Origin of the sequence: Aeromonas sp. 602658 (assembly GCF_049173005.1) — a bacterium.
GTDB classification, from domain to species: domain Bacteria; phylum Pseudomonadota; class Gammaproteobacteria; order Enterobacterales; family Aeromonadaceae; genus Aeromonas; species Aeromonas veronii_A.
The window spans coordinates 26,514-49,970 of the sequence record NZ_JAAKRF010000019.1 but is presented as its reverse complement, the minus strand read 5'-3'; the positions used below and the strand labels follow the sequence as shown (position 1 = coordinate 49,970).

The window sequence follows — 23,457 nt, the reverse complement described above, 5'->3', positions numbered from 1 at the left end:
CCCCTTATGAGTCGTCATATCACCCTGTTTGCCCTGTGGCTGCTGCCGCTGTGGGCCTGCGCTGGCAATGACGCGAGCGGCCCCCGCTATCTTATCGAGCGGGGCGCCAGCGCCAATGTGCTGCAAGTGCGCCTCACCATGCAGGGCAAGCCCCCTTTTACCCTGCTCCCCGCTCGTCAGTTGCCGGGCAGTGCCACGCCGGTTTCCCACGCGCAGGTCTGCCTTGCAGACAACCAGCCGGTTGCCCTCAACCAGCCCTTCTCCTGCAAAGAGGTTGGCTGGCAGATCACGCTCACACCGGCTCCGACAGTGGGTGCGGATGCCTCGGCCCAACAGTCGCTGCTGTTCGCTCCCAACCAGTGGCTATTGACCGAATGGGGTAACTTTGTGCGCCAGCAGGGGAGCCGCCAAGGGAAGGTATGTCTGCCGGATGGCAGCTGCCAACCGTTACCGGATGTCAACCAGCCACCGCTGATCTTGCCATTTGGTCTGCAAACTGTGCCCGTCACCAAGCCGGATCCGCGGCTGGTGCTGAGCCATGACGAGACCGCCAATCAGCTCGATCTGCCGGCCTTGCAGCAGCAACTGAATGAGATCATCGACTATCTGGCCTTCCAGCTCGATGTGGATCCACCCACTCACCCGTGGCAACTGGTGTGGCTGGGGCGGGATGTGGCGACCCGCTCTCTCGGCGGCGCCGCCGGAGATCAGGTGTTTGTCGCCAACTACCCCACCGAGGCTGGCAAACCGACGCCACAGGCCCCCTTGCGCCTGCTGCGCACCTCGGCCCACGAGGCGGTGCATATCCTGAGCGCTCGCCACTCTGCTCCACAACCCACCTGGGTCAACGAGAGCCTCGCCGAGTACCTCGCCATCAAGGCGCTGCGCCGCTTTCGGCTGCATCAGGTCACAGCGGTCAACGAGCTGGCCGAGCGGGGCAAACTGCTACCTCATAGCGAGAGCGGCCTCTATCGGGCAGCTCGCGAGGTGCTGGCGGGCGATCGCTCCTACTACCCGCTCTTTTACGTCAAGGGGAGCGCCTTCTGGGAAGCGCTGGAGCGGGAGCTGCAGCACAATGACGTGACGCTGGCGCAACTGCTGCCCCAACTGAGCTGGCTGCCGGATGGCCGCTTTGATGCCGCATCCAATGAGCTGCTTGCCGGCACCATCGGCTCGGATACCTGGCGCCGCCTCAGCCGCCTCTATCTGGGCGAGCAGCAGTAACGCCGCAAACCGCAGCAACGAAAAAGGGAGAGCCGTGGCTCTCCCTTTTGTTAGGTGATGATTCAAATAGACAAATATCAGGCTGGAGCCCTCTCCTGCGCAGAGGGCGCAGAGGGGCGCAGCCGCAGGAAGAAGACCGGCAAGACCACCAGCACCATCAGGAAGAAGATGCCGCCGCCAAGGGGCTCGAACATCACGCCGCAAAGTGCCATCAGGGCTGCCACCGTCATGCCGAGGCCAAGGGCCGCATAGAGCGCCTGAGTCGGGATCAACTGCTCGGCCGGTAGCTGACGGGTCATAAAGCGCACCGCCCCGAGATGACTCATGCCGAACGTCACCGAGTGGAGCAATTGCCCCAGCACCAGCACCCACAACTCGGTCGAGGCACCCAGCAATACCCAGCGCACCACACAACCGATGGCACCGGCGATAAAGAGACTCTGGGCGCCAAAGCGCTGCAGGAAACGCTTGTCGGCGGCAAACATGCAGATCTCGGCCACCACCCCGAGCGCCCAGAGATAGCCGATGATGGTGCCGCTATATCCTTGCGCCTTCCAGTAGATGGCGCTGAAACCGTAATAAGCGGCGTGGCTCCCCTGCAGCAGCGCGGTCAGCAACAGGAAGCGGCGCACCGGTGCGCTGCGCAGGGTTGCCAGCAAGGATGCTTTGGCCCGCTCGCCCTGACTATCCTGTGGCGCCGGATAGAGCGGCAGCCAGCTGAGCAGCAGCATCAGCACCAGCCCCGCCACCATGGTGTGCAAAATCCAGTCACTACCGAAGTTGCCCACCAGCGCCCCCACCAGGGTAGAGGCGACGATAAAGGCAAAGGAGCCGCACAGCCGCACCTTGCCGTAATCGAGGTGCGCCTGCACCACCATGCGGGTCGCCAGCGCCTCCCCCACCGGCATCAGGGTCGGATAGATAAAGTTCGCCAGCAGGGTCAAGCCCACCAGCCACCAGAGGTTATGACTGAGATAGAAGCCGAGAAACGCCAGCAGACTGAGCAGGGAGAGCAACCGGGTAACCGGCAGCAGATGGCCCGCCCCCTTGATCTGCCCCATCACCATCAGGTTGCCGGCAAAGCGGATCGCCATCCCTGCCCCCAGCAGCAGACCAATCATCTCGGCGCTGACGCCCACCCCCTCCAGCCAGAGCGACCAGAACGGCAAGTAAGCGCCGTAGACAAAATAGAAGGCGCCGAAAAAGAGCGCTAACCAGGAGAACGCGGGCATAGATCCTCTGCAACCGGATGACGGGAGCAGAATGATAACCCATCCTCCCCCGCAGATCCCGATGGAAACCCCGCGAAGAAATCGAAAAACTTCAATAAAATTGAACTATTACCGAATAGGCGAGGTCTACCTGGTAACACCTCCTCCTGGTTAGTGTTGCAATCCTTCCACCCGCCCATGGCGGGTTTCTTTTTTGTCCCCTAATCACTTTTTCTCATAAACAGGATCTGCACCTCGGATTCAAACTTAAATCCATCTTCACAACAAAAGATCATCTGGATACAGCACATCTTCGAGCTATCCTGCACCAAAACTATTTGTAGCGATAAAAAAACACCGGCGTTAAGCCGGTGTCAGGTGATAACTAGATCTATACACTCACTATTTCACAACCACGGCAATCAAAAACAATCCTCGTAATTTTCCAATGCCTGAGAGAAATAATACTGCTTTCCTTTAGCATTTATATAAAAAACATTGTCAAATGTTAGCACCCTGGTAACCAAAGTGATACTGCCCATTAACTTTGCCATCAATTATTTCAACCCAGTCACTATTAACTGCATATGGTCGACCTTCATCATTCGTCTCTTCTTTATGATTCACTTGAACTATAGTTATTTTATCTTTGCTTTTCCCATATTGAACATATCCTCCAACCCAACCCACAGTGGAGGCCCACATCATTCGCATTTTAATTTTACCATCTGTACTAACAAAGCAGCGATAGTCTACTCCGACATTTTCAGCACAACAAATAGAAGAAAACAGAATAAAAACCAAGACCAAATATTTATTCATTTAAGTTATTCTATAGTTATAATACTCTGCTCAACAAAATCTCGCCAATCTCGACAAAGCCGTCCATACCACTTTTCACCCATCTCCTACGGAGTACATGGTTGAGTATCTAGCAGAGTCAAAAATATTGGGTTCCCAGATTTCCCCACCGTACGGACTTACTGGTTCAACGCCTCCTCATGATGGATGCCTGGACTGAATTTGTTACTGGATAACTACCGTTCAAATTAAAGAAGCGACTTGGACAGGCCACTTCCATCTATATTTTTTGCCTAATATGTTGTTTTGTAAATATATGCTACACAACCATCTGATGGGCATAAAACTGATGCAGAGCCGCCCTTGGCCATCAGCCTTGCCTATCAAGGTAAATCATGAATGAATTGAATCTCATTATTCAAAAAATAACACTCTTTCCTTTGTTACATTCATAAGACATTTTTTAATTTCTATCAGTTGAGCAATAGAACTGTCTTCAAAAAAAGCTCCCCTCGCGTAACACTGAGCATCTCTGAGCTTAATCCAATATCTTTGGGATTGAACCAGTTGACTCCAGTATTTTTCTTTAGATTGCTTATCATAACCGCTAGATAACAATGTAGATTTTAAATTATTATATGTTTTGTTTAACTCAGCATCAGCTTGTTTTGATTTACTTTCATAACAAGCAGCAATATTGGTAGATGGCGCAGAGATATCACAATTACGATCTGTGTTTGAAAATACACTCAATGATATAAAAAAAAGAGCAAAAGATAGTCTTTTCACAGTTATTCTCCAGTTAGATATTTAGCTCTGTTACGCCCAGGCTCATATTGGCTCAAGGAGGGGTTGTTTTTGATGTAATCGGCGTATTTTTGTCTGTCATTTAACATGCCATAGACCATGGGTCTGGGGCCTTTCGTAAAACCCTGATAAACTAAATCAACAATAACATCTTTAACCTTATCATCTAAGCTTTCCCAATTGGTTTTATCAGATATAGATACACCTGGGATATTAGCATCCTGAATACTTTGAGCTGTAGTCCAGCGTTCATAGTTTGATTTTGCCCTGAGAACATAATCAGGGTATATTTTTTCAAACAAGCGATGTTGTGATTTCCTAGTTATTAAGGTTGAATCTTTATTTTCTGAAACAAAATTAGATGCCTCCCCCCTTTGATTCCTGCACCAGAAGATATTAATGAGGCGATATTATCAGGGCCCCCTGAGTCAGATAAATCACGGTATACATCTTCTTTTGAGCGACTTCCAATATCATAGCCACGACCAATGGTTACACCAGATTCACTATTACCAGGCCAATGGATTTTTCTTGAGAAGTAAGTACTATTTTCAACATCATTTCCTTCTTCATCAAATGTAAGTTGCCCCTTGGTGACTATGAACCATTTTTCATCCATCTCATCATCAGAGACAGGGTCAGCCACCAGCCCTATCATCCCCGCAGGATGAATAAACCAAGGCTTGATATCACCCAATATCTTACTGGCATCTTCCATCCACGCCATATTGTTGTGTACCTGCATGGCATATTCATAGAGTTTCGGCTGCTCAGCCAACTCCTGTTTTAAGCGCGGCCACTCCTGGCCTGGCTTTACCCATTCGCTTTTGTGCTTGATAAACAACATGCGCAACTTGCCCGCCAACTCCTCATCGGCCAGCGCGGCCTTGATGTCATTGCCGCTCAGGGTGCCATCGTTGTCCCTGTCTGTCACCAGCTTGTCATAGAGAGTGCTAAAAAACTCGCCTCCTTCTTTACCTTCGGTATCAGCTTTATCTAAAAATCCGTCGGGGTCACTACTGCCATCGACCAACTTGACACCCAACTTGTGCCAGTCGTGCTGACTGACCACTTCGACATCACTACCCTGCAATACGAACTCGCCAGCCAATTCCCCGTCCGCAGCAGTCCGTTCACGCACCTTCACAAAGTTGTTGGCACCGTGAGTGACAATATCAGACTCTTTCACCGCTAACGGTAAGACCTGTGGCCCAAAATTCGCTACACCGTGAAAACCATGTTGACTATCGTTGGTAAGGCGATAGGTAGTGACCTCTTTCTTTACTAGCAGGTAGCCCTGGCCACCGGTGACCCGCGCCTTGTTATTGATGCAATCTTCAAGCGCCTGTTTGTCATTCTTCGCAACAAACATCTCAAAGTGCACTGCTTTGCTGTCGGCATCCTTCTCGAAGCCGCTGGCTCCGGCAGTGGCTAGCTCATGCTCCCCCCAATGACCGATGATCTCTCCGGCCTGCACCGGTATCGGGTTTGCGCTGCGGTCAACGACAGCATCGTCTTTGAATTCGACGGGGATACTAGGTTCAGCGGTCAGTCCGGCCCCCATCTTGCTTTTTGCCAGCCAACCGGTGGCCCCTTTGCTGGCATTGGTCATCACCTGATTGGCGCTATCTTTGACGGCACCACTACCCGCCTTGAACACCTGTACTTTACGAAACTCAGTCGTGCCGCCATTGAGGTTCACCATCTGTGGTGGCTCAGTGGATACCACCACCTCACTGCCAGCAGGCAACCCCATGCTACCCACTGTGGTGTCAACAGTTTTACGTAACCATGTATTACTCGGGACCTTGTGGCGGGCCGGTTTACCTTCTGGTGGGGTCATCCACGTCGGCTTTTGCGGATATTCATGCTGCAACTGGCTCTGTGCGATATAGAACGGGCTGTTCGGTTCATCGACGTAGTGCACCAGAAAATAATTGTGGGCCTCATCCCTGTGGTTGAGCAGGTTGCTCGGGGTTTGCTGGAGCAACTTCACCTCAGCACCTGTTTTGGCATACACAGGACTACTGCCCGACAGTCGGCGTGTCAGCTTTTGGGGGTCTCCCTGCGCCACCGGTTCATAGGTGGAGACACCCGAGCCCTTGACGGTGACTCGCGCCGCCTCAGGACTGTTGTAGCTGTTCTCACAGGCGATGTGCATGTAGAGGCTGTAAAACGTCAGGCGATTCTTGCTCTGCTCACCGGCTTCGTAGCAATGACGTACCAGACAAAACGAAGGGGAGGTATACAAGTCAATCTTTCCATCTGGCTTGCCCTCTTCGGTGCTACGGGTCGCCTTGGCTGGTTTGGTCGCCAGTCGGTAGGCCACAATCTCCCCGTCAGCAATCGCGCGCACAGCGCCGCTCGGGTGCCAGCCTCCGCTTTTACTGAAGTGAATACCACCGTGCCAGATGCGATTGCGGCCTATCGGGAAGGTACCGCTCTTGAGACCATTGATCTTCTTGATAAATTCATCGAGGGATGCAATCTCGCTGGAGCCATTTTCACCCGCCAGTTGCATGGGATAGACGATTTTCATCTTTGTCATTCAATCCTAAGTTGTTCGTCGAACATCAAGCAGAGGGCTGATAATCGCTATCGGACTCCAGCACCTTGAGCAACGCCTCCATCGCCTTCTCGGTGGCAATCGCCTTGACCAGTTCAACCAGTTCCGGTGCTTTGACCACCTCGACCCCTTTGGGAGTAACAGGAGCCTGACCCGCCCAGCCAGAGCCTGCTCCTGGGCTGCCGCCGGCATTGAGTTTGATGGCGGGGCCCACCAGCTTGATGCCGCTCGGGTCAACTTTCACAAAGCTGCCCCCCCCCTTGAGGGTGATCTCGGAGCCCGCCTCTAGCACCAGCTTGTCACCCACCTTGATATGCACCTCTTCACCCGCTTCCACCAACAGGGATTGACCCAGTTTCTGGTGCAGGGAGGTATCCACCGTCAGCGAATAGTCCGCCTTGATGTGGTCGCGTTTTTCACCTTCAACTGTCAGGTGGTCATTGCCGAGGCTGGGCGGAGCGTCATCCTTGCCCGGCACCTTTCTGATGCGGGTGACCCGCTCGTTGTCGATGTCACGATGCTCGTCATGCTTGATGTGCCACGCCGCATCGTTTTCAATCAGCACATTCAGGTCTTTCTGACCGTGGATATAAATCTCTTCCCGTCCAGCCTGGTCTTCAAAACGAAGTTCGTTGAAGCCCTCACCCTGGTGGGTTTCGGTGCGCAGCACGGTGCGGGTCTTATTGGCGGGCAACTCGTAAGGTGGCCGGTTGGTGGCGTGGTAGGTACGACCGGTCACGATAGGCTGGTCGGGGTCACCTTCGAGGAATGAGACGATAACCTCATGGCCGATGCGCGGAATCGCCATCATGCCGTACTGACCGCCTGCCCAGCCCTGACTCACTCGCACCCAGCAGGAGCTCTGGTCGTTGGAGCTGCCATAGCGGTCCCACGGGAACTGCAGCTTCACCCGGCCATGTTCGTCGCAGTAAATCTCCTCCCCCTCGGGGCCAACCACGATGGCAATTTGCGGGCCGTCCACCATCGGCTTCTGAGGTGCCTCGGGGCTGCCGATGCGGGCACGCCAGGTAGTGCTCGCTTTCACTACGCCAAATTCGTTGTGGTAGACGGTCGGGCCGCTGCCGCCTTCTTCCTCAAGCGCCTGGGGTTGTTCACCGGTGTGGCGAATATGGACGATTTGCCAGTCGGTGTTGAGGCTGCCGTTAGGATGTTCGGTGAGTGAGAAGTGCTGGCCCGGCAGTAACGCGGCGCTGTTAGATTTGCCGCTACCCGCTACCGCGTCATTGCGCAGGGCATCGAGCCGATGCTGGGCAAAGGCCTTGCCGCTCGTGTCCTGCTTGTAGCGGCCCGGGTAGTCGAAGTGCTGGTAGGTATCCCGTTGGTGCTCGAGCTCTGCACCCTGCTTTTTGTGGGAGAGGCCATAAGCTGGCGTCTTGAAGCTGTAGTCTTTCAGCTCTACATCCGAGGGGCGCACCGCCTCGCGGTAGTGGAACTGGCGCACGTAAGGGCCTTGTTCCAGCGAGCGGTTGCCGAGGTTGAAAAAGAGCTCGGGGCCAGCAGTCAGGGCTGCGGCATCGTCAGCAAAGACGATGCGATGTTTGCCTGCTTCAAACTCGTGGAAGTAGAAGAGCCCTTCTTCGGCAGCGAGGCGATTCACGAAATCGAGGTCAGTCTCCCGATACTGCACGCAGTATTCGCGCTGGGCGTGCTCGTTTTTCAGGGCAAAGGCGTAGTCGGTGATGCCGTGCTCTTGCAGCAGGATACTGAGGATTTCATCGGGCTTCTGCGCCTGAAAGATGCGGGAGTTCTGGCGTAATCCCAGCCGCCACAGCGCCGGTTTAACCTCAAGGCTGTAACGGGTGCGGCGAAAGCCGCTGTCCCCTTGGGCAAACTCGCTCACTACCCCGCAGACCCGGCGTTGCAGCTCGCCGTTGTACCACACCATCAGCTCGCATGGCTGGTCCAGCACGGCGCCAAAGTCGACATCAGGCTGGCTACTCGCCAACTCCAGCTGCAGGTTGAACGGCCGGTTCAGCCCCTCATCCAGCTGAAAACTGGCCACCACAAAGGTGCTCTCGGGCAACGCCCCCACCTTGACGGTAAATTGCAATCCGGTTTGATTAGCCATGGCTTTCCCCTCTTGTCACGGCCAAGCAATGCCTGAGCCCTTGCCAACTCTCGCGCCCTACACGCCCTCGCCGCGCAGCCACGCTACCGCCCTCTCCGGTGCCGCAAGGGCCACCAAAGATAAGGGGGATAACAGGTTACGAGCGGTTCGGGTCTGCATCACAGGACACCCTTTAGTGCTTTGCCATCCCTCCGCACTCACCGACAGGGCATCAAACCCCAGCAGGGGGATGGCAAAACAGAAAAGCTCCAGCCAACCCGTTGGCCAGGCTGGAGAAAATGCACAGTACAAGAAGCCGGTTGAACAACCGGCTCAAAGACACATTACTACTTACAAGGAATACCAAAGTACCGAAGCAAGGCTTACGCCTCGATGGGGGCGCGCCAGTCGTCCGCACCGGAAGTACCGGCAACGGTGTGCTCCCAGTCAATCTTGCGGTAAGCCATGGAGACCTGGATAAGCTGGGTGAAGTCAGACTTCGCCGGGTCCTGGCAGTGGGGCATCTGGCAGTCGATGTCAACGATAGTGGCATCGGTCAGCACGGTAGAGAAGAAGTGCTCCTGCTTGCCCTCAACGGAGGTGCGATACCACTTCAGGGTCACTTTCGGCAGCATTTCGCCGGAAGCCAGCGCGTTGTACATCAGCGGCACGGCTTTGTTCAGGGCGACGGTGAACTTGAACGGCTTGTGGACACGCTGACCGGCAGGCTGACCGGATTGCGGGTCGGTCGGGACGGTGACAACGTGCTGGAACTCTTGTACCAGCATCTCGTCTTCGTGGCCTTGCACGAAGATGTTGCCGACTGAGTCAGAGGTGAAGGCTCCGGCGGTGATATTGCCCTGGGTTTTACCTTCGATGCTGATATAACATGGAGTTGGCATGTGTATGCTCCTAAATAAGTTGGTTAAACGAGATAGCACTCAACCAACCCTTTAGCAGCGACCATGCCACTTATTTTTATTCTTATTTTTCAATTAGTTAAATAAAAGACAATTCTCGCACGATTCCTTCATATGCAATAAATTGCGCAATATCATCAAACTCACTGGCAAAACTGTCATTTTAAGTGATTTTATCTGTGTGATGAGCAATTTTTTGCGTTATACAGCATCATGCACTGTCATCATCCACATTTTCAATCTGTGCCGTGTCAATGTTCAGTCTGACAATACCCTGCATCAGCGCCCATGATATCGCCTGATTTTTGCTGCTTGCCCCCAGCTTCTCCGCTATCCGTTCAAGATGGAAAGTGACGGTTCTGGGCTTGATCCCCAGGATCTGGGCAATATCACTCACTTGCTTGCCTTCGGCAGCCCACTGGCACACCTCCAGCTCCCGTAGGGTCAGTTCTTCCTGAGGAAGCTTCACGGCAAGACAAACACGGGCCACAGCCTCGAAGACATGCACCGCCAGCCAGCTTAAAAAGGGAGCAGCCGTCAGCCACTGATGCTCAGTTCGTGTAGTGCGTGTGATCAATGACAACAAGCCAACATGGCCATTCGGCCCGTGCCAGGGAATCGTGATCCCGTCGCGCAATCCCATCTCATGGGCCTGCAACATCACCTCAAGCCCCGCCATATCTTGTTGATCGCAACACTCGGTGATCAGGTTGGCCCAGAGGATAGGGGTACTCTGGCTCATCCCTTTGCGTACAACGGGATCTAACGTAAAGAAACGCTTTTTGTCATAGGTCTGTACCCATTCGGCAGGACAGCCGTTGAAAATCCTCACGTCAGGTCGCTGAATCGAACTGGGAAAGATGAATCCCAGCCGGAAGTGGTCAAAACCCATCTGCTGGCTAAGGGTACGCAGCAGGGCCACTATGGTCTGCTCGTCAGAGGCCTCATTGAAGCGGGTAATCAGCTCAAGAGCGTCGGCGGTGTCGAGGAAAAAGTTCGATGTCGAAGTCAAAAGCTAGGCACACCCGTTGTAAATAATTACTAAATGTCATTAACAATAAATCAAATAGCATAATATCTCGCCAACACAAAGAAAAAGGCGAAGCCAATGAATAACATGGTGTGAGCGGGTCACCTCACACCTGGCTACATGTATAAAAAATCCCCGCCTGTCAGGGCGGGGATCCGGTGCGGGCAACAGCCCGAGATCACTGCGTGTGTTGTCTTTTTAGAATACGTATTTGACCCGTGCACTCAGGTTGCGGCCCGGTTCGGTCATCATGCTGTTATCGGAGCCCTCGGCACGACCGGCGATGCGCTCGTAGCTGGTGTACTCCTTGTCAAACAGGTTGAAGACCCCGACGTTGAGCTGCAGGTCGGTCATCGGGTTGAACTGGGCGTACATATCCACCACACCCCAACCGGCGCTCTTCACGTAATCGTTGCCTTTGCTGTCTTTACGGACTTTGTCCATGTCGTCAGCAAAGCGCAGCGCTGTGTTGAAGTTCCATTGGGCCTGTTCCAGACGCACACCGACCGAGCCGTTGAGCGGGCTCAGGCTGTTGATGTAGTTGCCATCCCCATCCTTGCCTTCGATGTAGGCGAGGTTGCCCCAGACATTGACGATGTCGTTGAGCCAGTAATCCGCCTTGGCTTCGACCCCTTTGGTGGTCGCCTTGCTCAGGTTCTGGTACTGATAGACGGCGGTGCGCCCCTCTTTGCCCACTTCCACCATCTCGATGAAGTCTTCAAACTTGTTGTAGAAGCTGGCTACTTCATAGCTGAAGCCGTTGCTGCTGCCACGCACACCAAGATCGATGCCGTCGCTGCTCTCCGGATTGAGGTTCGGGTTGGGCTCGATGCGATAGCCGTAAGCCTGATGGTTCAGGGTGGAGAAGGCGCTGTCATACATGGGGGCCTTGAAACCGTGGCTGTACTGGGCGAACAGGTTGGCCGCCTCGTGGGCCTTGAACACCAGACCCAGCTTGGGTGACAGCTCCCCTTCCGAGAACTTGTGCAGCTTGTCGCCTGTGTAGGCCGGATCGTTGTCCGGAGTCATCCGGTAGTAGTCATAACGGGCACCCGGGGTCAGCACCCAGCGCTCGCCAAACTTGATCTCGTCAAAGGCCCACAGGGCGCTGCGCTCGCTGGTGGTAGCCGGGAAACTCAGCTCGTTGTAGCCGACAAAATCACCGGGGGTCGTCGGCCCCTTGTAACGGGTACGTTCGTTGTCGGTATGCTCGTATTCAGCCCCCCAGGCCAGGCGGTGGTTGGCGACCGCCTTGTGGAACTGCAGCTGGGCGCCGATGTTCTTCTGATCGAACACGTTGTGATCCAGCGAGTTTTTGGTCACATAGGGGTTGCCGGGGCTGACCGGATACTTGGATGAGGCGTACTGATCCAGCGTCTGCTTGGTGCGAGCGAAGTAAACCTTGCTATCCATCCGATCAGCCCAACCTTGATTCAGCGCGATGCCGTGATCCAGCACCACAGAGAGGTTGTCGGTCTGCTTGTCGGTGATGGGCTGATCAAAGACACGGGCAGTACCGGTACCGACCTTGTTGAGCTTGACCGCATCCGGCTCCTCGCCATCGGTCAGGTAGTCAACGGTCAGCTTGAGGAACTGCTCATCGGAGAGGTTCCACTTGCTCTTGAGCAGCAGGGCGTGGGTACCGATATCGAAGTCGTTTTTGGTGGAGTCGAAATTCTGGGTCACACCGCCATCGCGCCAGGTGTAGCGCAGCAGGTTCTCCACTTCACCAGTGCGCAAGGCGCCGGTAAAGCCCGCCATCTTCTGGTGGCTGCTGGAGGCGTAACCGCTGGTCACATCCAGATAACTATCCTTGCCCTTGAGGAAGTCGCTGGCATCCTTGGTGGTGATGGCAATCACGCCACCCAGCGCATCGGAGCCGTAGGCGGCAGACGCCGGCCCCTTGGCCACTTCTACCTGCTTGATCATGTCGGTATCGAAGTAGCTCTGGCCAACCCCGCCCTTGCTGTAGGCATCGTTCTGGCGCACACCGTCGCGCACCACCTTGACCCGGTTTTCCCCCATGCCGCGGATGATAAAGGTCTGCGCATCCCCCTGACCGCCGAGCACAGTCACACCGGGTTCGTAGCGGAACAGGTCGGCGACGTTGGTGACGACCTGCTCTTCAATCTGCTTGGCGGTGATCACCGAGATGGGGCCGGAGACATCTTCCAGCTTTTGCTCCATCCGTGAGCCGCTGACGACCACGACTTCATCCGCCTTCTGGGTGGCAGCAAAGACCTGGGAAGAGAGACCGGCTGCCACGGCGAGGGCAACCAGAGAGAGTGCGTTATGATGGGTCACAGCGAATCCTTATTGAGAACTGTTATCAAACAGGCCGCATATTACCCGGCTCCCGACAAAGATCAACAAGAAACGAAATCATTCTCATTTGTTTTGAACCAAATTGGTTTTACACTGTCGCCCTGTGTTGCCCTTATTCTCTATTAGCCCCCGAGATGCACCGGCATCCGGGCATATCAGCCGTGAGATCCCATGATTAGACGACTTCCCCTGCTTGCCCTGCCGCTGCTACTGGCAGCCTGTGCCACCCCCACCCAACCGACCCAGTCATCACAGTTGCAGACGCTCTATGACTACCGGCTAAGCGGCGAAAGAGAAGCAGACCTGACACTGGAACAGGCGATCGCGCGCATTGCCGACGCCGACATCATTCTGGTGGGCGAGCTGCACAGCCATCCCGCCGTGCATCTGTTGCAATCGCGCCTGCTGAGCGGGCTCTACACCGCAGGTCAGCAGCACGGGCGGCCATTGGCCCTCTCCATGGAGCAGTTCAGCCGCGCCGATCAGAAGACGCTGGATGCCTATCTGGCGAACCAGATTGGTGAAGCGGCCTTGATCCGCGAAGGCAACGCCTGGCCCAACTATCCGAGCGACTACCGCCCGCTGGTGGAGTTTGCCAAAGCTCACCGGATGCCGGTGATCGCCGCCAACGCCCCCAAACCGCTGGTGAGCTGTGTCGGTCAGGAGGGGGCTGAGTGGCTCGACAAACTGCCAGCCACACGTCGCAGCCAGCTGGCCCGCCAACTGACGCTCGGGGATGACCCCTATCGCCAGAAATTTATGGCCTCCATGCACCACGGCGATGCCGACAGCAACGCCCGCCGCTTCGCCGCCCAGACCAGTTGGGATGACACCATGGCCGAGAGCATGGTGGATTATCTCGCCAAGCACCCGGGCCAGCAGATCATGCATATCGCCGGCAATTTCCACGTCGAGGGGGGGCTTGGGCTCGCCAGTCGCATCGCCAGCCGCAATCCTGCCCTCAAGGTGGCGCTGGTCGTGCCTCGTACAGATGAGACCTCTGTTGCAGATCGCGCAGCCGATGTGCAGGTAACCATCATGCCGCTGCCTAAGCGCTGGCAAAACAGTGACGAGATGAAGCAAGATATGGGCGCGCTGCATCAATCCCGCAGTCGTGACTGCAGCCAGTGGCTGCAACCCTAATCTTCCAGGAAACGGCGGGTAAAATATGGATGTGTTACTGATCATCGATGTGCAGCAAGGCTTGTTCAACGAGCCCCGTTACCGCCAGGAGCAGGTGCTGGCCAATATCAATCGGGCTGCGGCCCATGTCAGGCAGCAACAGGGACGGGTCATCTATATCCAGCATGACTCGCCCCCCGGCACCGAACTGGAACCGGGCACCCCGGGTTGGCAGTTGCACAGTGCGCTGCAACCGGCCAAAGGAGATAGCCGGGTGCGCAAGACAGCATGTGACAGCTTTCTCGATACCGAGCTTGCCTTCCTGCTGGCCGAGCAGCCGGTCGATCGACTCATTCTCTGTGGCTGTGCCACCGATTTTTGCGTCGACACCACGGTGCGCAGTGCCGCCTCCCATGGGTACGAGGTGCTGGTGTTGAGCGATGGTCACACCACCGCCGATCGCCCCCACCTGAGCGCGGCCCAGATCACCGAGCACCATCACTGGATGTGGCGCCACCTCAGCCTGCCGGAGGGGCGCAGTGTGACTCTGCTCACCACCGACGAACTGCTGGCAGTAACACCCGCCCTGCAGCCATGCTAATCTGCGAGCCTCGTCTCGTTTCTCACCGGAGTCTGTCGTGCGCCTGTTGTCTGCCACCCTGTTGTTGATTGTTCCCCTGCTGTCGGCCTGCTCCAGCTTGCCCGGACAGAAGTATGACGGGCCGGAACCCCTGTTTCTGACCCACATCAACGAGGAGGGGAGCAAGCGCTTCACCTTTGAAGCCGCGCCCAACGACACCTTGCCGCGCGGCCTCTCGGCGGCCCAGAGCCAGCGGTTGCTGGAGCAGCGGGAAGCCTTGCAGGAGAACCTGCTGACCGAGACCCTGGCGACCAAGCAGTATTGCCGCCAGGGCTACATCGTGCTGAGCCAGACCTCCTGGAAGGTGCGGGGAGAGTGCAACGAAACGGCCACCGACGCCGATCGTCGCGCTTTTCCCAACAAGGCCAGCTGGCAGGATTGAACTGGCGGATGAGATAACGCAATAAAAACGGGCAGCCAATTGGCTGCCCGTTTTGTTATGACGGCTGTCGTGGTCGACAGGGATCGTCAGACCGGCGCATCGGCCGGGCTGGTGAGCTCGGCACCGTTGTCGATGCGCTTGTGCCCTTCCACCAGATGGACGAAATCCACCAGCTCGTCACCGGAGACCGCGAACGCCTGGCCGAAGCCCTTGACGAACAGCCCCTGCTCCGGCTTGAGGCGGAACAGTTTGAAATCCTTGAGGTTGGAGAGACCCTTGATGATCTCGCCAAAACGCCCCTCCAGCGCAGCGACCGCCTTGCTCCAGCGGGCGTCGTCACGGGCTACCACTTCAGCCACCGCATCGAAGGTCAAGCGCTTGCGGGCAAACAGCTCGCGGGCACCGCTCTCATCCTCGATCAGCATCAGGGATACCCGGGGCACCTGTTGTAGGTTACGGGCGTGGCGAGCGATCTCGGAGATCAGCACATAGTAGCCATCTTCCTGCAGCACAAACGGGGCATAGCTGGCGTTGGGATTGCCTTCACCATCGACGGTGGCGAGCTGCAGGGTGCGGCAGCTGTCGCGAAACTCGCGGATCTCCGGTTGCAGGCGGTTCTGCAGACGCTCCTGACGTTCACTCATGCTTTGACTTCCTCTTGAGAGTTGTGGCGCAGCGCCATGAAACGGGTGACCTGATCGGCCAGCAGCTGGCGTTTCTCGTCGCGACCCAGATAGACCTTGAAAATGCAGCGGCCGGAGTGACCGAAAAACTGGAAGGAGTGCCCCTCCTTGCCCATGAACAGCTTGCTGACCAGCGCAATCCACGCCACGTTGTCGAGCTTGAGATGACCATGCAGCTCACCGTCGCGGCCCATCAGGTTGTAGTAACCGCGTGCGTCCTTGCCTTTCGGGAAGGGGGCTTTTACCTCGAAGATGGATCCTTCTGATTCGACGATGGTGGTCACCGGGCCCCAGTCGGCCAAATCTTCCAGCAGACCTTGTGCGCGATCGGCGGGTAGCAGGGTCACCAGCTCGGCGGGCAGATGGCGAACCACCTCCCATTCGCTGATGGCAAGCTGGGCCGCCAGGGTGGACGGATGAGCGCCGGGATCCTGCTCCAGCAGCGCGTGAATGCGTTGTGCAATGCTCATGTTTTCTCCCTCTGCGGGACCATCTTGTCCCGCTGTTTATCATGGCGGCTACTCTAATAAAGCACCGAAACCAATGCAATTGATAATTGCTATCATTATCAGTGCATTTTTTCCAAAGCCTTGATATTCTCGGCGGCACACCCGTTTCATTCACCCCTTCGGAGGTTAGCATGGGCCGTCGTCTTGCCCTCGCCATCACCCTGCTCTGCAGTTCACTCTCTTCCTTCTCTGCCGTTGCTGCCGACGGACAGAAAGAGCGTATCGTCAGTATCGGCCCGGCCACCACAGAACTCATTCTGGCCCTTGGCGGTGAATCGAGCCTGATCGCCACCGATGTCAGCAGCCCCTTGCCAAAAGGGTTGCCCAAGGTGGGTTATCACCGGGCACTGGCCGCCGAAGGGATCCTGAGCCTCTCCCCCACCCGACTGGTGGGCAGCGACGAGATGGGCCCGGCCCCGACCCTGGATCAGCTGCGCCGTGCCGGGGTCAAGGTAGAGGTGCTGGATACCGCGCCGACTCTCGCCAACCTCAACCAGCGCATCGACACCCTCTCCAGCCTGCTGGGCGACAAAGCCGCTGGCGATCGCCTGAAGGCAGAGATCCAGGCCCAGACCGATCAGCTGGCGGCGCAAGCCAAACAGAACAAACCGCTCAAGGTCGCCTTCCTGCTGCTGCACAAGGGGCAACCCACCAGCATCGCCGGGGGGGACACCACCGCCAGCGCGCTGATTTCGCTGGCCGGCGGCATCAATCCGGTCGCCGAGTTGCGCAACTACAAGCCGGTATCCGCCGAATCCCTCATCGAGATGCAGCCCGATCTGGTACTGGTCAGCGGTCGTGACTGGCAGCAATATGCCGACTCGGCCAAGGTGCTGGCAGAAGTGCCCGCCCTGGCCGCCACCCCGGCTGGCAAGCGTAACGCCATTCACGCCATCGACGGCCACGCCCTGCAAGGGGGCCTGAGCCTCAACTCCCTGCAACAGGCGAACCAGATCGCCCAGTGGATCAAGCAGGGGTCATGATGCGGTTACCCCTCTCCTGGCTGCTGGCCTTTACCACGGCCGCACTGGCACTGTTGCTGCTCGGTTCGCTGGCAACCGGCCCCATGACCCTCACCCTGGGCGAGAGTCTGCGGGCGCTGTTTGCCGGGCAGGAGAGCGGGATTGAGTCGCACAAACTGCTGATCGTGCAGGAAATTCGCCTGCCGAGAACCCTGCTCTGCATCGCAGTGGGGGGGATTCTCGGGCTCTGTGGCGCCGTGATGCAGGGGCTGTTTCGCAACCCCTTGGCTGACCCCGGCATCATAGGTGTCTCCGGCGGTGCGGCGCTCGGTGCGGCGCTCGCCATCGTGCTGCTGGCCCCCCTCGGCCAGCAGCTGCAAGCCACCATAGGGGTTGGTCTGCTGCCGCTGCTCGCCTTTCTCGGCGGCGCGCTCACCACCACCCTGGTCTATCTGCTCGGCACCCGTGAGGGGGGCACCTCGGTCACCGTCATGCTGCTGGCCGGGGTAGCCATCACGGCGCTCTCCGGTGCAGTGATCGGCCTGCTCACCTATCTGGCGGACGATCAGATGCTGCGCAACCTGAGCCTGTGGCAGATGGGAACGCTGGCGGCAGGCAAACCGGCCGATGTGGCGCTGGCCCTGCTCACCTTGGCGGCCCTGCTGTGGCTCTTTATGCGCGATGCCAATCCCCTCAATGCCCTGCTGCTGGGTGAGGGAGAGGCCCGTCATCTTGGGGTCAATGTGCAATCCCTCAAGCGCCGCCTGATTCTGCTCACCGCCGCGGGCGTCGGGGTGGCGGTGGCGGTATCGGGGATGATCGGCTTCGTCGGGCTGGTGGTGCCCCATCTGGTGCGCCTGCTGGCAGGCCCCAACCACGTCAGGTTGCTGCCACTCTCAGCCCTGCTCGGCGCCGCCCTGCTGCTGGCAGCCGATATGCTGGCACGCACCCTGCTGGCCCCTGCCGAGCTGCCGGTGGGCATCATCACCGCCCTGCTCGGCGCCCCCTTCTTCATCTGGCTGCTGGTAAAAGGCCGCCGCGCCCTGTGATACGGACTGTTATGCAACCACTCTCATCCTCACTCTCCTCCCCCATGTTGAGCTGCACCCGACTCAGCCTGCGCCGTGGCCAGCGCCAGATCCTGGATGGGCTCAATCTCGACCTCGAGAGCGGCACCCTCACCGCCCTGCTCGGCCCCAACGGGGCGGGCAAGAGCTCTCTGCTCAAATGCCTGACCGGCGAGCTGGAATATGAGGGTTCCATCACCCTGTTTGGTGCAGATCGCCAGCAGTGGGACAGCAGCCAGCTGGCCCACCGACTCGGGGTATTGCCGCAAAGCTCCTCCCTCAACTTCCCCTTTCTCTGCGAGGAAGTGGTCGCCATGGGGCGCCTGCCACACAGTGAACCGGCGGCGCGGCGCGACGAGATTGTGGCGGCGGCCATGACCCATGCCGGGGTCGAGCATCTGGCCAAACGGCTCTATCCCGGGCTCTCCGGCGGCGAGCGGCAGCGGGTGCAGTTTGCCCGGGTGCTGGCGCAGATCTGGCAGGCTCCCTCCCCGACCGAGCAAGCCGAGCAACCCCGCCTGCTGCTGCTCGACGAACCCACCTCGGCGCTGGACCTGAAATACCAGCATCAGCTGCTCACCATGGCGCGCGCCCTCGCCAGCCGCAATACAGCTGTGCTGGTGGTGCTGCACGACCTCAATCTGGCGGCGCGCTATGCCGATCGGCTGGTGATGCTGGAACGGGGTAAGCTGATGGCCGATGGCACGCCTGCCGAGGTGCTCACCCCTGAGCTGATCGCCCGTCTCTATGACTATCCGGCACAGGTGATCCACCACCCCGAAAGCGGCCTGCCGATGGTGGTGTGACAAATTCAGAGTGCGGTAACGGCAGGAAGCGCGCTATTCATCCCGGAAACTGCAGCGTATAAACCGGTTTTTCACACCCCATATCGCCCTGCTAACATTCATCATCGCCAGATATGTGGTGTGAATATCCTCACACTTTGCTCAGGCAAAACCCCCGCAGCATCACCGTCTACTTATAATGGCGCCGCCTCACGAAGGCATAACTCATTGATGCTACGGAATAATTACAATGAAGAATATCAACAAGACCCTACTGGCTGCCGCCATCTCCCTCGGGATGCTGGCTGGCTGCAACAGCGACAACGACTCAAAGGCAGCTGATCCCATGGTTCGTTTTGCCACCTTCAACCTCTCTTTTGACCGCACTGCCGCCGGTATGCTGACCGGTGAGCTGGCGCTGACCCGCACCGAGCAGGATGCCCTGCTGACCCGCCTCGCCGAAGGGAGCCTGAGCGGCGCCACTGAAACCAAAGCCAAGAACGTGCAGCAGATCCGCAACGTGGCGGAGATCATCCAGCGCACCCGTCCGGATGTGTTCCTGCTCAACGAGTTCGACAACGACGGCAAAGGCGAGAGCACCGCCGATCTGAAAGCCTTCAACGACAACTATCTGGCTCACGCCCAGCACGCAGAGGTGACGGCCATCAGCTATCCGGTGATGCAGAACTTCGCCACAAACACCGGCCTGATGAGCGGTTATGACCTCAATCTGGATGGCAAGGTCAACAGCGGCCCCGACGATGCCTGGGGCTTTGGCAACTACCACGGCCAGTACGCCTTTGCGGTGATGTCCAAATACCCCATCGACACCAAGCAGATCCGAACCTTCCAGAACTTCAAGTGGAAGGATATGCCGGGCGAGCAGAACCCCATCATCGATGACTGCAACAATCCCAAGGTCAAGATCCCGGCCAGCCGCCAGTGTGGTGATGCCTGGTATTCAGACGCAGCCTGGCAGCAGTACCCGCTCTCCTCCAAGAACCACGCCGATGTGCCGGTACGCATCAAGACCGAGAAGGGTGAAGAGGTGATCCACTTCCTGATCTCCCACCCAACCCCGCCAATCTTTGCCAACGCGGCGCGTCACACCGTCAAGCACAACCGCGCCGAGATCGCCTTCTGGAACGACTACGTCAAGGGTCTCAGCTACATGACCGATGACAAGGGCACCAAGGGTGGGCTGGCCAAAAACGCCAAGTTCGTCATCGCCGGCGATCTCAACGCCGATCCGCTCACCGGTGACGGTGACCTGAGCGCCATTCAGGATCTGCTAAACAACCCGCTGATGAATCAGGCCATCACCAATGGCACCCTGATCCCGGTCAGCGAAGGGGGCCCGGAGTGTGTCAGCAAGGGGGCCGACTGCAAACGCAACCTCAATCGCCCCAACCCGGAACGGATCACCAACTCCAGCGTGCTGCAGCTGGATCACGTCATCCCCTCCGCCAACCTCAACGCGGTCAAGAGCGGCGTCTTCTGGCCGGCCAGCTTCGAGGCCGGTTATCACCTGGTCTATGATGCGAAACTCGGCATCGCCAAGGGAGTCAGTTCGGATCACCGCATGGTGTGGGTCGATCTCAAACTCGACTAACTCTGCCATGACCCCGCTGCGGCGGGGTCTTTTATTGGCAATGGGCGGCGAGCTGAGCTCTGCTTATTAATCCACCAGTTAGCATTGAGTTATCTATCCATAACTCCTCCATAGCCGTTGAATGGGCCTCGCGATCACAGAACCGCCGCGCCAATGGTGGTAGCATGCCTCCTCTTGCCATCCGGCCGCACGGCGGCTCCGGTGGTCCTCCCTCCTCCGCTTTCACTTTTTGAGGAACGATTTGATGGAACTGCTTCTGCTTAGCAACGGTAAAGCCAACGAATTTCCGGGTCTGCTCGGCTGGGCCCGGGATCGGGTTCAAAGCCTGCTCGCGCGCAAACAGGTCAAGCGCATTCTGCTCATCCCCTACGCGGTGATCCGCAGCGACTGGGATGCCCGTGCCAACGAGCTGCAGGAGAGTCTGGGAGTCGATGCCATCAGCATCCACCACTTCGATGATCCGGTCGATGCCATCAATCAGGCGGACGCCATCTTTATCAGCGGCGGCAATACCTGGCGCCTCAACCAGATGCTGCACGAAAATGGCCTGATCGTGCCGATCCAGCGTGCCGTGCGCGAGCGGGGCGTCCCCTATGTGGGCTGGAGCGCCGGTTGCAACGTGGCGACCCCGAGCATCCGCACCACCAACGACATGCCGGTCTGCAACGCCGCCGTGCTGCCGGCGCTGGGCCTGTTCCCGCTGCAGATCAACCCGCACTATCTGGACGCCAGCATCAGCGGCCACATGGGCGAAACCCGCGACGAGCGTCTGGCCGAGTTCTGCGCCATCAACCCGAGCGAATATGTGGTGGCCCTGCGCGAAGCGAGTCTGCTGCAAATCACCGGAGAAAACGGCAGCGAGCGTCTGGAGTACTGGAGCGCCCGCGAGCAGGACTTCAAGATCTTCAAACACGGTCAGGAGCCGCAAGCCTTTATGGACGCCGCCCCGCTGGCCGAGCTGACCCCCTTCAAGGTCTGCTGAGCCACGAAGATCGCTTCACCACTGGCAGGCGGATAGCTCGCGAAATCGTAAAAACAAAAGAGGGATGGCTCGGCGCCATCCCTCTTTTTTATCGTCATCTTTCAGCTAGTTGTAGTCTGATTACTCACCCTGCAGAGTCACCAGCACCTTGCGGGCGCCACCATCGACGCGATGCTCGCCAAGCCAGATCCCCTGCCAGGTACCGAGCGCCAGCTGACCATCGCGGATCGGCAGTTGCAGGCTCACCCCGAGCAGGGAGGATTTGATGTGGGCGGGCATGTCATCCGCCCCCTCATAGGTGTGGCGATAGTAGGGGGCATCTTCCGGCGCCAGCCGGTCCAGATGGGCCTCCATATCGCTGCGCACGCTGGGGTCGCAGTTCTCATTGAGAGTGAGCGAGGCAGAAGTGTGTTGCAGCAGCAGGTGCGCCATGCCAATCCGGTAATCCGCCAGCATCGGCAGCTTGGCCACCAGCTCGTCCGTCACCAGATGAAAGCCCCGCGAACGGGGCTTCAACGTCAGCAGGCACTGCTGCCACATCAGACGTACTCCATAAAGACGCGGGAGGTGAGTTTGGTGATGAGTTCGTAGGGGATGGTGCCAATCTCGTCTGCCACCCGCTCCACCGGCAACCCCTCGCCCCACAGCACCGCTTCGTCGCCGGGCTTGTCGGTCGCGCCCGGGCCCAGATCGACCGTGCTCATATCCATGGAGACACGCCCCACCAGCGGCACGATGCGGCCGTTGATCAGCACGGAAGTACCATTGGGCGCCATGCGCGGATAACCGTCACCGTAGCCGATGGCGATCACCCCGAGCCGGGTATCGCGATCCGCCTCCCAGTTGGCGCCATAACCCACCGGCTCGCCCGCTTTGTGATCCCGCACCGCAATCAACTGGGTCTTCAAGGTCATCACCGGCTGCAGGTCGTAATCGGCCGCCACCGTGTTGGGGAAGGGCGACACGCCATAGAGGATGACACCGGGGCGAACCCAGTCGCAGTGGGAGTCTGGCCAGGCCAGAATGCCCGCCGAGTTGGCCATGGCACGCTCGCCCGCCAGCGGTGCGGTCAACTTGCTGAACAAATCGATCTGCTCGCGGGTAGTGGGCTGCTCCAGCTCATCGGAGCGGCTGAAGTGGGTCATGATGTTGAACGGCTGCACCACGTTCTTGCACTTGCCGAGTCGTTCGATAAAGGCGGGCATCTCGTCGGCACGCACCCCGAGGCGGTGCATGCCGGTGTCAAGCTTGAGCCAGGCCACCACGGGCGCTGGCAGCTCAACCTGCTCCAGCGCTTCGAGCTGCTCCCAGGTGTGAACCGCCGTCTGCAGATTGTTGGCCGCCAGCACCGGCAGATCGTCGGCGGAGAAGAAGCCCTCCAGCAGCACAATGGGCTTGACCACGGCGCAGGAGCGCAGCATCAGCGCCTCTTCGATGCGGGCCACCGCATAGGCATCCGCATCCACCAGGGTGCGGGCGACCGGCAGCAGTCCATGGCCATAGGCGTTGGCCTTGACCACAGCGATGATCTTGCAAGCGGGAGCGTGGCGCTTGACCACGGCGAGGTTGTGGCGCAAGGCCGCAGTGTTGATTTGGGCAGTAGCCGCTTTCATGGTTTTCCCTTACGAGGGCACAAATGGTCTCCCCCTCATCGGGCCGAAGACCGCCACTCACTTATCGTCGTCGAAGGCCGGACCGGCATAATTGTCGAACCGGGAAAACAGGCTCTGGCTGGCTGCCTCTCAATAAATGGCAAGCGGG

Annotated in this window: 22 protein-coding genes; 9 read left to right on the top strand and 13 right to left on the bottom strand. The window is 57.9% G+C overall.

Annotated features, from left to right (window positions below; translation table 11 throughout):
• The first annotated feature begins 6 nt into the window (after positions 1-6).
• Complete coding sequence (locus G5253_RS13910; RefSeq protein ID WP_421203566.1) at positions 7-1,224, top strand: hypothetical protein; 1,218 nt, start codon at positions 7-9, stop codon at positions 1,222-1,224.
• Between the two features lie 77 nt (positions 1,225-1,301).
• On the opposite strand, the gene G5253_RS13905 is transcribed toward G5253_RS13910, so the two are convergent.
• From G5253_RS13905 to G5253_RS13865, 9 genes are all read right to left on the bottom strand, one after another.
• The gene (locus tag G5253_RS13905) at positions 1,302-2,456 is read right to left on the bottom strand and encodes a 3-phenylpropionate MFS transporter (RefSeq protein WP_421203565.1); all 1,155 of its coding nucleotides are present in this window, start codon (positions 2,454-2,456) and stop codon (positions 1,302-1,304) included.
• Between the two features lie 480 nt (positions 2,457-2,936).
• Entirely contained in the window at positions 2,937-3,257 is a 321-nt protein-coding gene (locus G5253_RS13900; RefSeq protein ID WP_421203563.1) for a hypothetical protein, read from the bottom strand.
• Positions 3,258-3,650: 393 nt separating this feature from the next.
• Positions 3,651-4,025 (bottom strand): lysozyme inhibitor LprI family protein, encoded by a 375-nt coding sequence (locus tag G5253_RS13895; protein WP_421203562.1) that lies wholly within the window; start codon positions 4,023-4,025, stop codon positions 3,651-3,653.
• A gap of 2 nt (positions 4,026-4,027) precedes the next feature.
• Positions 4,028-4,345 carry a hypothetical protein gene (locus G5253_RS13890; protein WP_421203561.1) on the bottom strand — a complete coding sequence of 106 codons (318 nt, stop codon included), beginning with the start codon at positions 4,343-4,345 and terminating at the stop codon, positions 4,028-4,030.
• A 23-nt stretch (positions 4,346-4,368) separates the two neighbouring features.
• Entirely contained in the window at positions 4,369-6,582 is a 2,214-nt protein-coding gene (locus G5253_RS13885; protein ID WP_421203559.1) for a hypothetical protein, read from the bottom strand.
• A 34-nt stretch (positions 6,583-6,616) separates the two neighbouring features.
• A complete protein-coding gene (gene tssI / locus G5253_RS13880) occupies positions 6,617-8,698 on the bottom strand; it encodes a type VI secretion system tip protein TssI/VgrG (protein ID WP_421203557.1) in 2,082 nt (693 codons plus the stop codon).
• Positions 8,699-9,060: 362 nt separating this feature from the next.
• Positions 9,061-9,579: a type VI secretion system effector Hcp1 gene (gene hcp1 / locus G5253_RS13875; protein ID WP_010634242.1), complete on the bottom strand. Its 519-nt coding sequence runs from the start codon at positions 9,577-9,579 to the stop codon at positions 9,061-9,063.
• A 229-nt stretch (positions 9,580-9,808) separates the two neighbouring features.
• On the bottom strand, positions 9,809-10,609 hold the full coding sequence (locus tag G5253_RS13870) for a LuxR family transcriptional regulator (RefSeq protein ID WP_421203555.1): 801 nt from the start codon (positions 10,607-10,609) through the stop codon (positions 9,809-9,811).
• A 216-nt stretch (positions 10,610-10,825) separates the two neighbouring features.
• Positions 10,826-12,931 carry a TonB-dependent hemoglobin/transferrin/lactoferrin family receptor gene (locus G5253_RS13865; protein WP_270656370.1) on the bottom strand — a complete coding sequence of 702 codons (2,106 nt, stop codon included), beginning with the start codon at positions 12,929-12,931 and terminating at the stop codon, positions 10,826-10,828.
• 192 nt (positions 12,932-13,123) lie between these two features.
• Here G5253_RS13865 and G5253_RS13860 point away from each other — a divergent pair, with 192 nt between their 5' ends.
• From G5253_RS13860 to G5253_RS13850, 3 genes are read left to right on the top strand one after another with little or no spacing between them, the layout of a single operon-like run.
• Positions 13,124-14,095, top strand: coding sequence for a ChaN family lipoprotein (locus G5253_RS13860; protein ID WP_421203553.1), 972 nt, complete (start codon positions 13,124-13,126; stop codon positions 14,093-14,095).
• Between the two features lie 25 nt (positions 14,096-14,120).
• Positions 14,121-14,675 (top strand): cysteine hydrolase family protein, encoded by a 555-nt coding sequence (locus tag G5253_RS13855; RefSeq protein WP_005335255.1) that lies wholly within the window; start codon positions 14,121-14,123, stop codon positions 14,673-14,675.
• Positions 14,676-14,712: 37 nt separating this feature from the next.
• A complete protein-coding gene (locus G5253_RS13850) occupies positions 14,713-15,096 on the top strand; it encodes a hypothetical protein (protein WP_005335256.1) in 384 nt (127 codons plus the stop codon).
• 86 nt (positions 15,097-15,182) lie between these two features.
• On the opposite strand, the gene hutZ is transcribed toward G5253_RS13850, so the two are convergent.
• The gene (hutZ, locus tag G5253_RS13845) at positions 15,183-15,740 is read right to left on the bottom strand and encodes a heme utilization protein HutZ (protein ID WP_005335257.1); all 558 of its coding nucleotides are present in this window, start codon (positions 15,738-15,740) and stop codon (positions 15,183-15,185) included.
• Complete coding sequence (gene hutX / locus G5253_RS13840; protein ID WP_421203551.1) at positions 15,737-16,249, bottom strand: heme utilization cystosolic carrier protein HutX; 513 nt, start codon at positions 16,247-16,249, stop codon at positions 15,737-15,739. Before hutX ends, hutZ begins: the two co-directional genes overlap by 4 nt.
• A gap of 170 nt (positions 16,250-16,419) precedes the next feature.
• Here hutX and G5253_RS13835 point away from each other — a divergent pair, with 170 nt between their 5' ends.
• The 5 genes from G5253_RS13835 to pepE all read left to right on the top strand — a co-directional run bounded on the left by G5253_RS13835 (position 16,420) and on the right by pepE (position 21,696).
• On the top strand, positions 16,420-17,271 hold the full coding sequence (locus tag G5253_RS13835; RefSeq protein WP_421203549.1) for a heme/hemin ABC transporter substrate-binding protein: 852 nt from the start codon (positions 16,420-16,422) through the stop codon (positions 17,269-17,271).
• Positions 17,268-18,299, top strand: a complete 1,032-nt coding sequence (locus G5253_RS13830) for a FecCD family ABC transporter permease (protein ID WP_005335261.1) — start codon at positions 17,268-17,270, stop codon at positions 18,297-18,299. Before G5253_RS13835 ends, G5253_RS13830 begins: the two co-directional genes overlap by 4 nt.
• Before the next feature lie 11 nt (positions 18,300-18,310).
• The gene (locus G5253_RS13825) at positions 18,311-19,123 is read left to right on the top strand and encodes a heme ABC transporter ATP-binding protein (protein ID WP_199416793.1); all 813 of its coding nucleotides are present in this window, start codon (positions 18,311-18,313) and stop codon (positions 19,121-19,123) included.
• 229 nt (positions 19,124-19,352) lie between these two features.
• Positions 19,353-20,714: an endonuclease/exonuclease/phosphatase family protein gene (locus G5253_RS13820; RefSeq protein ID WP_421203546.1), complete on the top strand. Its 1,362-nt coding sequence runs from the start codon at positions 19,353-19,355 to the stop codon at positions 20,712-20,714.
• 244 nt (positions 20,715-20,958) lie between these two features.
• Positions 20,959-21,696: a dipeptidase PepE gene (pepE, locus tag G5253_RS13815; protein WP_421203544.1), complete on the top strand. Its 738-nt coding sequence runs from the start codon at positions 20,959-20,961 to the stop codon at positions 21,694-21,696.
• 120 nt (positions 21,697-21,816) lie between these two features.
• Here pepE and G5253_RS13810 read toward each other — a convergent pair whose 3' ends face one another.
• Positions 21,817-22,236 carry a secondary thiamine-phosphate synthase enzyme YjbQ gene (locus G5253_RS13810; RefSeq protein WP_421203542.1) on the bottom strand — a complete coding sequence of 140 codons (420 nt, stop codon included), beginning with the start codon at positions 22,234-22,236 and terminating at the stop codon, positions 21,817-21,819.
• Entirely contained in the window at positions 22,236-23,309 is a 1,074-nt protein-coding gene (gene alr / locus G5253_RS13805) for an alanine racemase (RefSeq protein ID WP_421203540.1), read from the bottom strand. Before alr ends, G5253_RS13810 begins: the two co-directional genes overlap by 1 nt.
• Positions 23,310-23,457: the final 148 nt, after the last annotated feature.

What these genes read in the sequence shown, in the direction of transcription:
- G5253_RS13910 (WP_421203566.1), top strand. Translation starts at nt 7, where the DNA reads ATGAGTCGTCATATCACCCTGTTTGCCCTGTGGCTGCTGCCGCTGTGG.
- G5253_RS13905 (WP_421203565.1), bottom strand. Translation starts at nt 2,456, where the DNA reads ATGCCCGCGTTCTCCTGGTTAGCGCTCTTTTTCGGCGCCTTCTATTTT.
- G5253_RS13900 (WP_421203563.1), bottom strand. Translation starts at nt 3,257, where the DNA reads ATGAATAAATATTTGGTCTTGGTTTTTATTCTGTTTTCTTCTATTTGT.
- G5253_RS13885 (WP_421203559.1), bottom strand. Translation starts at nt 6,582, where the DNA reads ATGAAAATCGTCTATCCCATGCAACTGGCGGGTGAAAATGGCTCCAGC.
- tssI (WP_421203557.1), bottom strand. Translation starts at nt 8,698, where the DNA reads ATGGCTAATCAAACCGGATTGCAATTTACCGTCAAGGTGGGGGCGTTG.
- hcp1 (WP_010634242.1), bottom strand. Translation starts at nt 9,579, where the DNA reads ATGCCAACTCCATGTTATATCAGCATCGAAGGTAAAACCCAGGGCAAT.
- G5253_RS13860 (WP_421203553.1), top strand. Translation starts at nt 13,124, where the DNA reads ATGATTAGACGACTTCCCCTGCTTGCCCTGCCGCTGCTACTGGCAGCC.
- G5253_RS13855 (WP_005335255.1), top strand. Translation starts at nt 14,121, where the DNA reads ATGGATGTGTTACTGATCATCGATGTGCAGCAAGGCTTGTTCAACGAG.
- hutZ (WP_005335257.1), bottom strand. Translation starts at nt 15,740, where the DNA reads ATGAGTGAACGTCAGGAGCGTCTGCAGAACCGCCTGCAACCGGAGATC.
- hutX (WP_421203551.1), bottom strand. Translation starts at nt 16,249, where the DNA reads ATGAGCATTGCACAACGCATTCACGCGCTGCTGGAGCAGGATCCCGGC.
- G5253_RS13835 (WP_421203549.1), top strand. Translation starts at nt 16,420, where the DNA reads ATGGGCCGTCGTCTTGCCCTCGCCATCACCCTGCTCTGCAGTTCACTC.
- G5253_RS13830 (WP_005335261.1), top strand. Translation starts at nt 17,268, where the DNA reads ATGATGCGGTTACCCCTCTCCTGGCTGCTGGCCTTTACCACGGCCGCA.
- G5253_RS13825 (WP_199416793.1), top strand. Translation starts at nt 18,311, where the DNA reads ATGCAACCACTCTCATCCTCACTCTCCTCCCCCATGTTGAGCTGCACC.
- G5253_RS13820 (WP_421203546.1), top strand. Translation starts at nt 19,353, where the DNA reads ATGAAGAATATCAACAAGACCCTACTGGCTGCCGCCATCTCCCTCGGG.
- pepE (WP_421203544.1), top strand. Translation starts at nt 20,959, where the DNA reads ATGGAACTGCTTCTGCTTAGCAACGGTAAAGCCAACGAATTTCCGGGT.
- G5253_RS13810 (WP_421203542.1), bottom strand. Translation starts at nt 22,236, where the DNA reads ATGTGGCAGCAGTGCCTGCTGACGTTGAAGCCCCGTTCGCGGGGCTTT.
- alr (WP_421203540.1), bottom strand. Translation starts at nt 23,309, where the DNA reads ATGAAAGCGGCTACTGCCCAAATCAACACTGCGGCCTTGCGCCACAAC.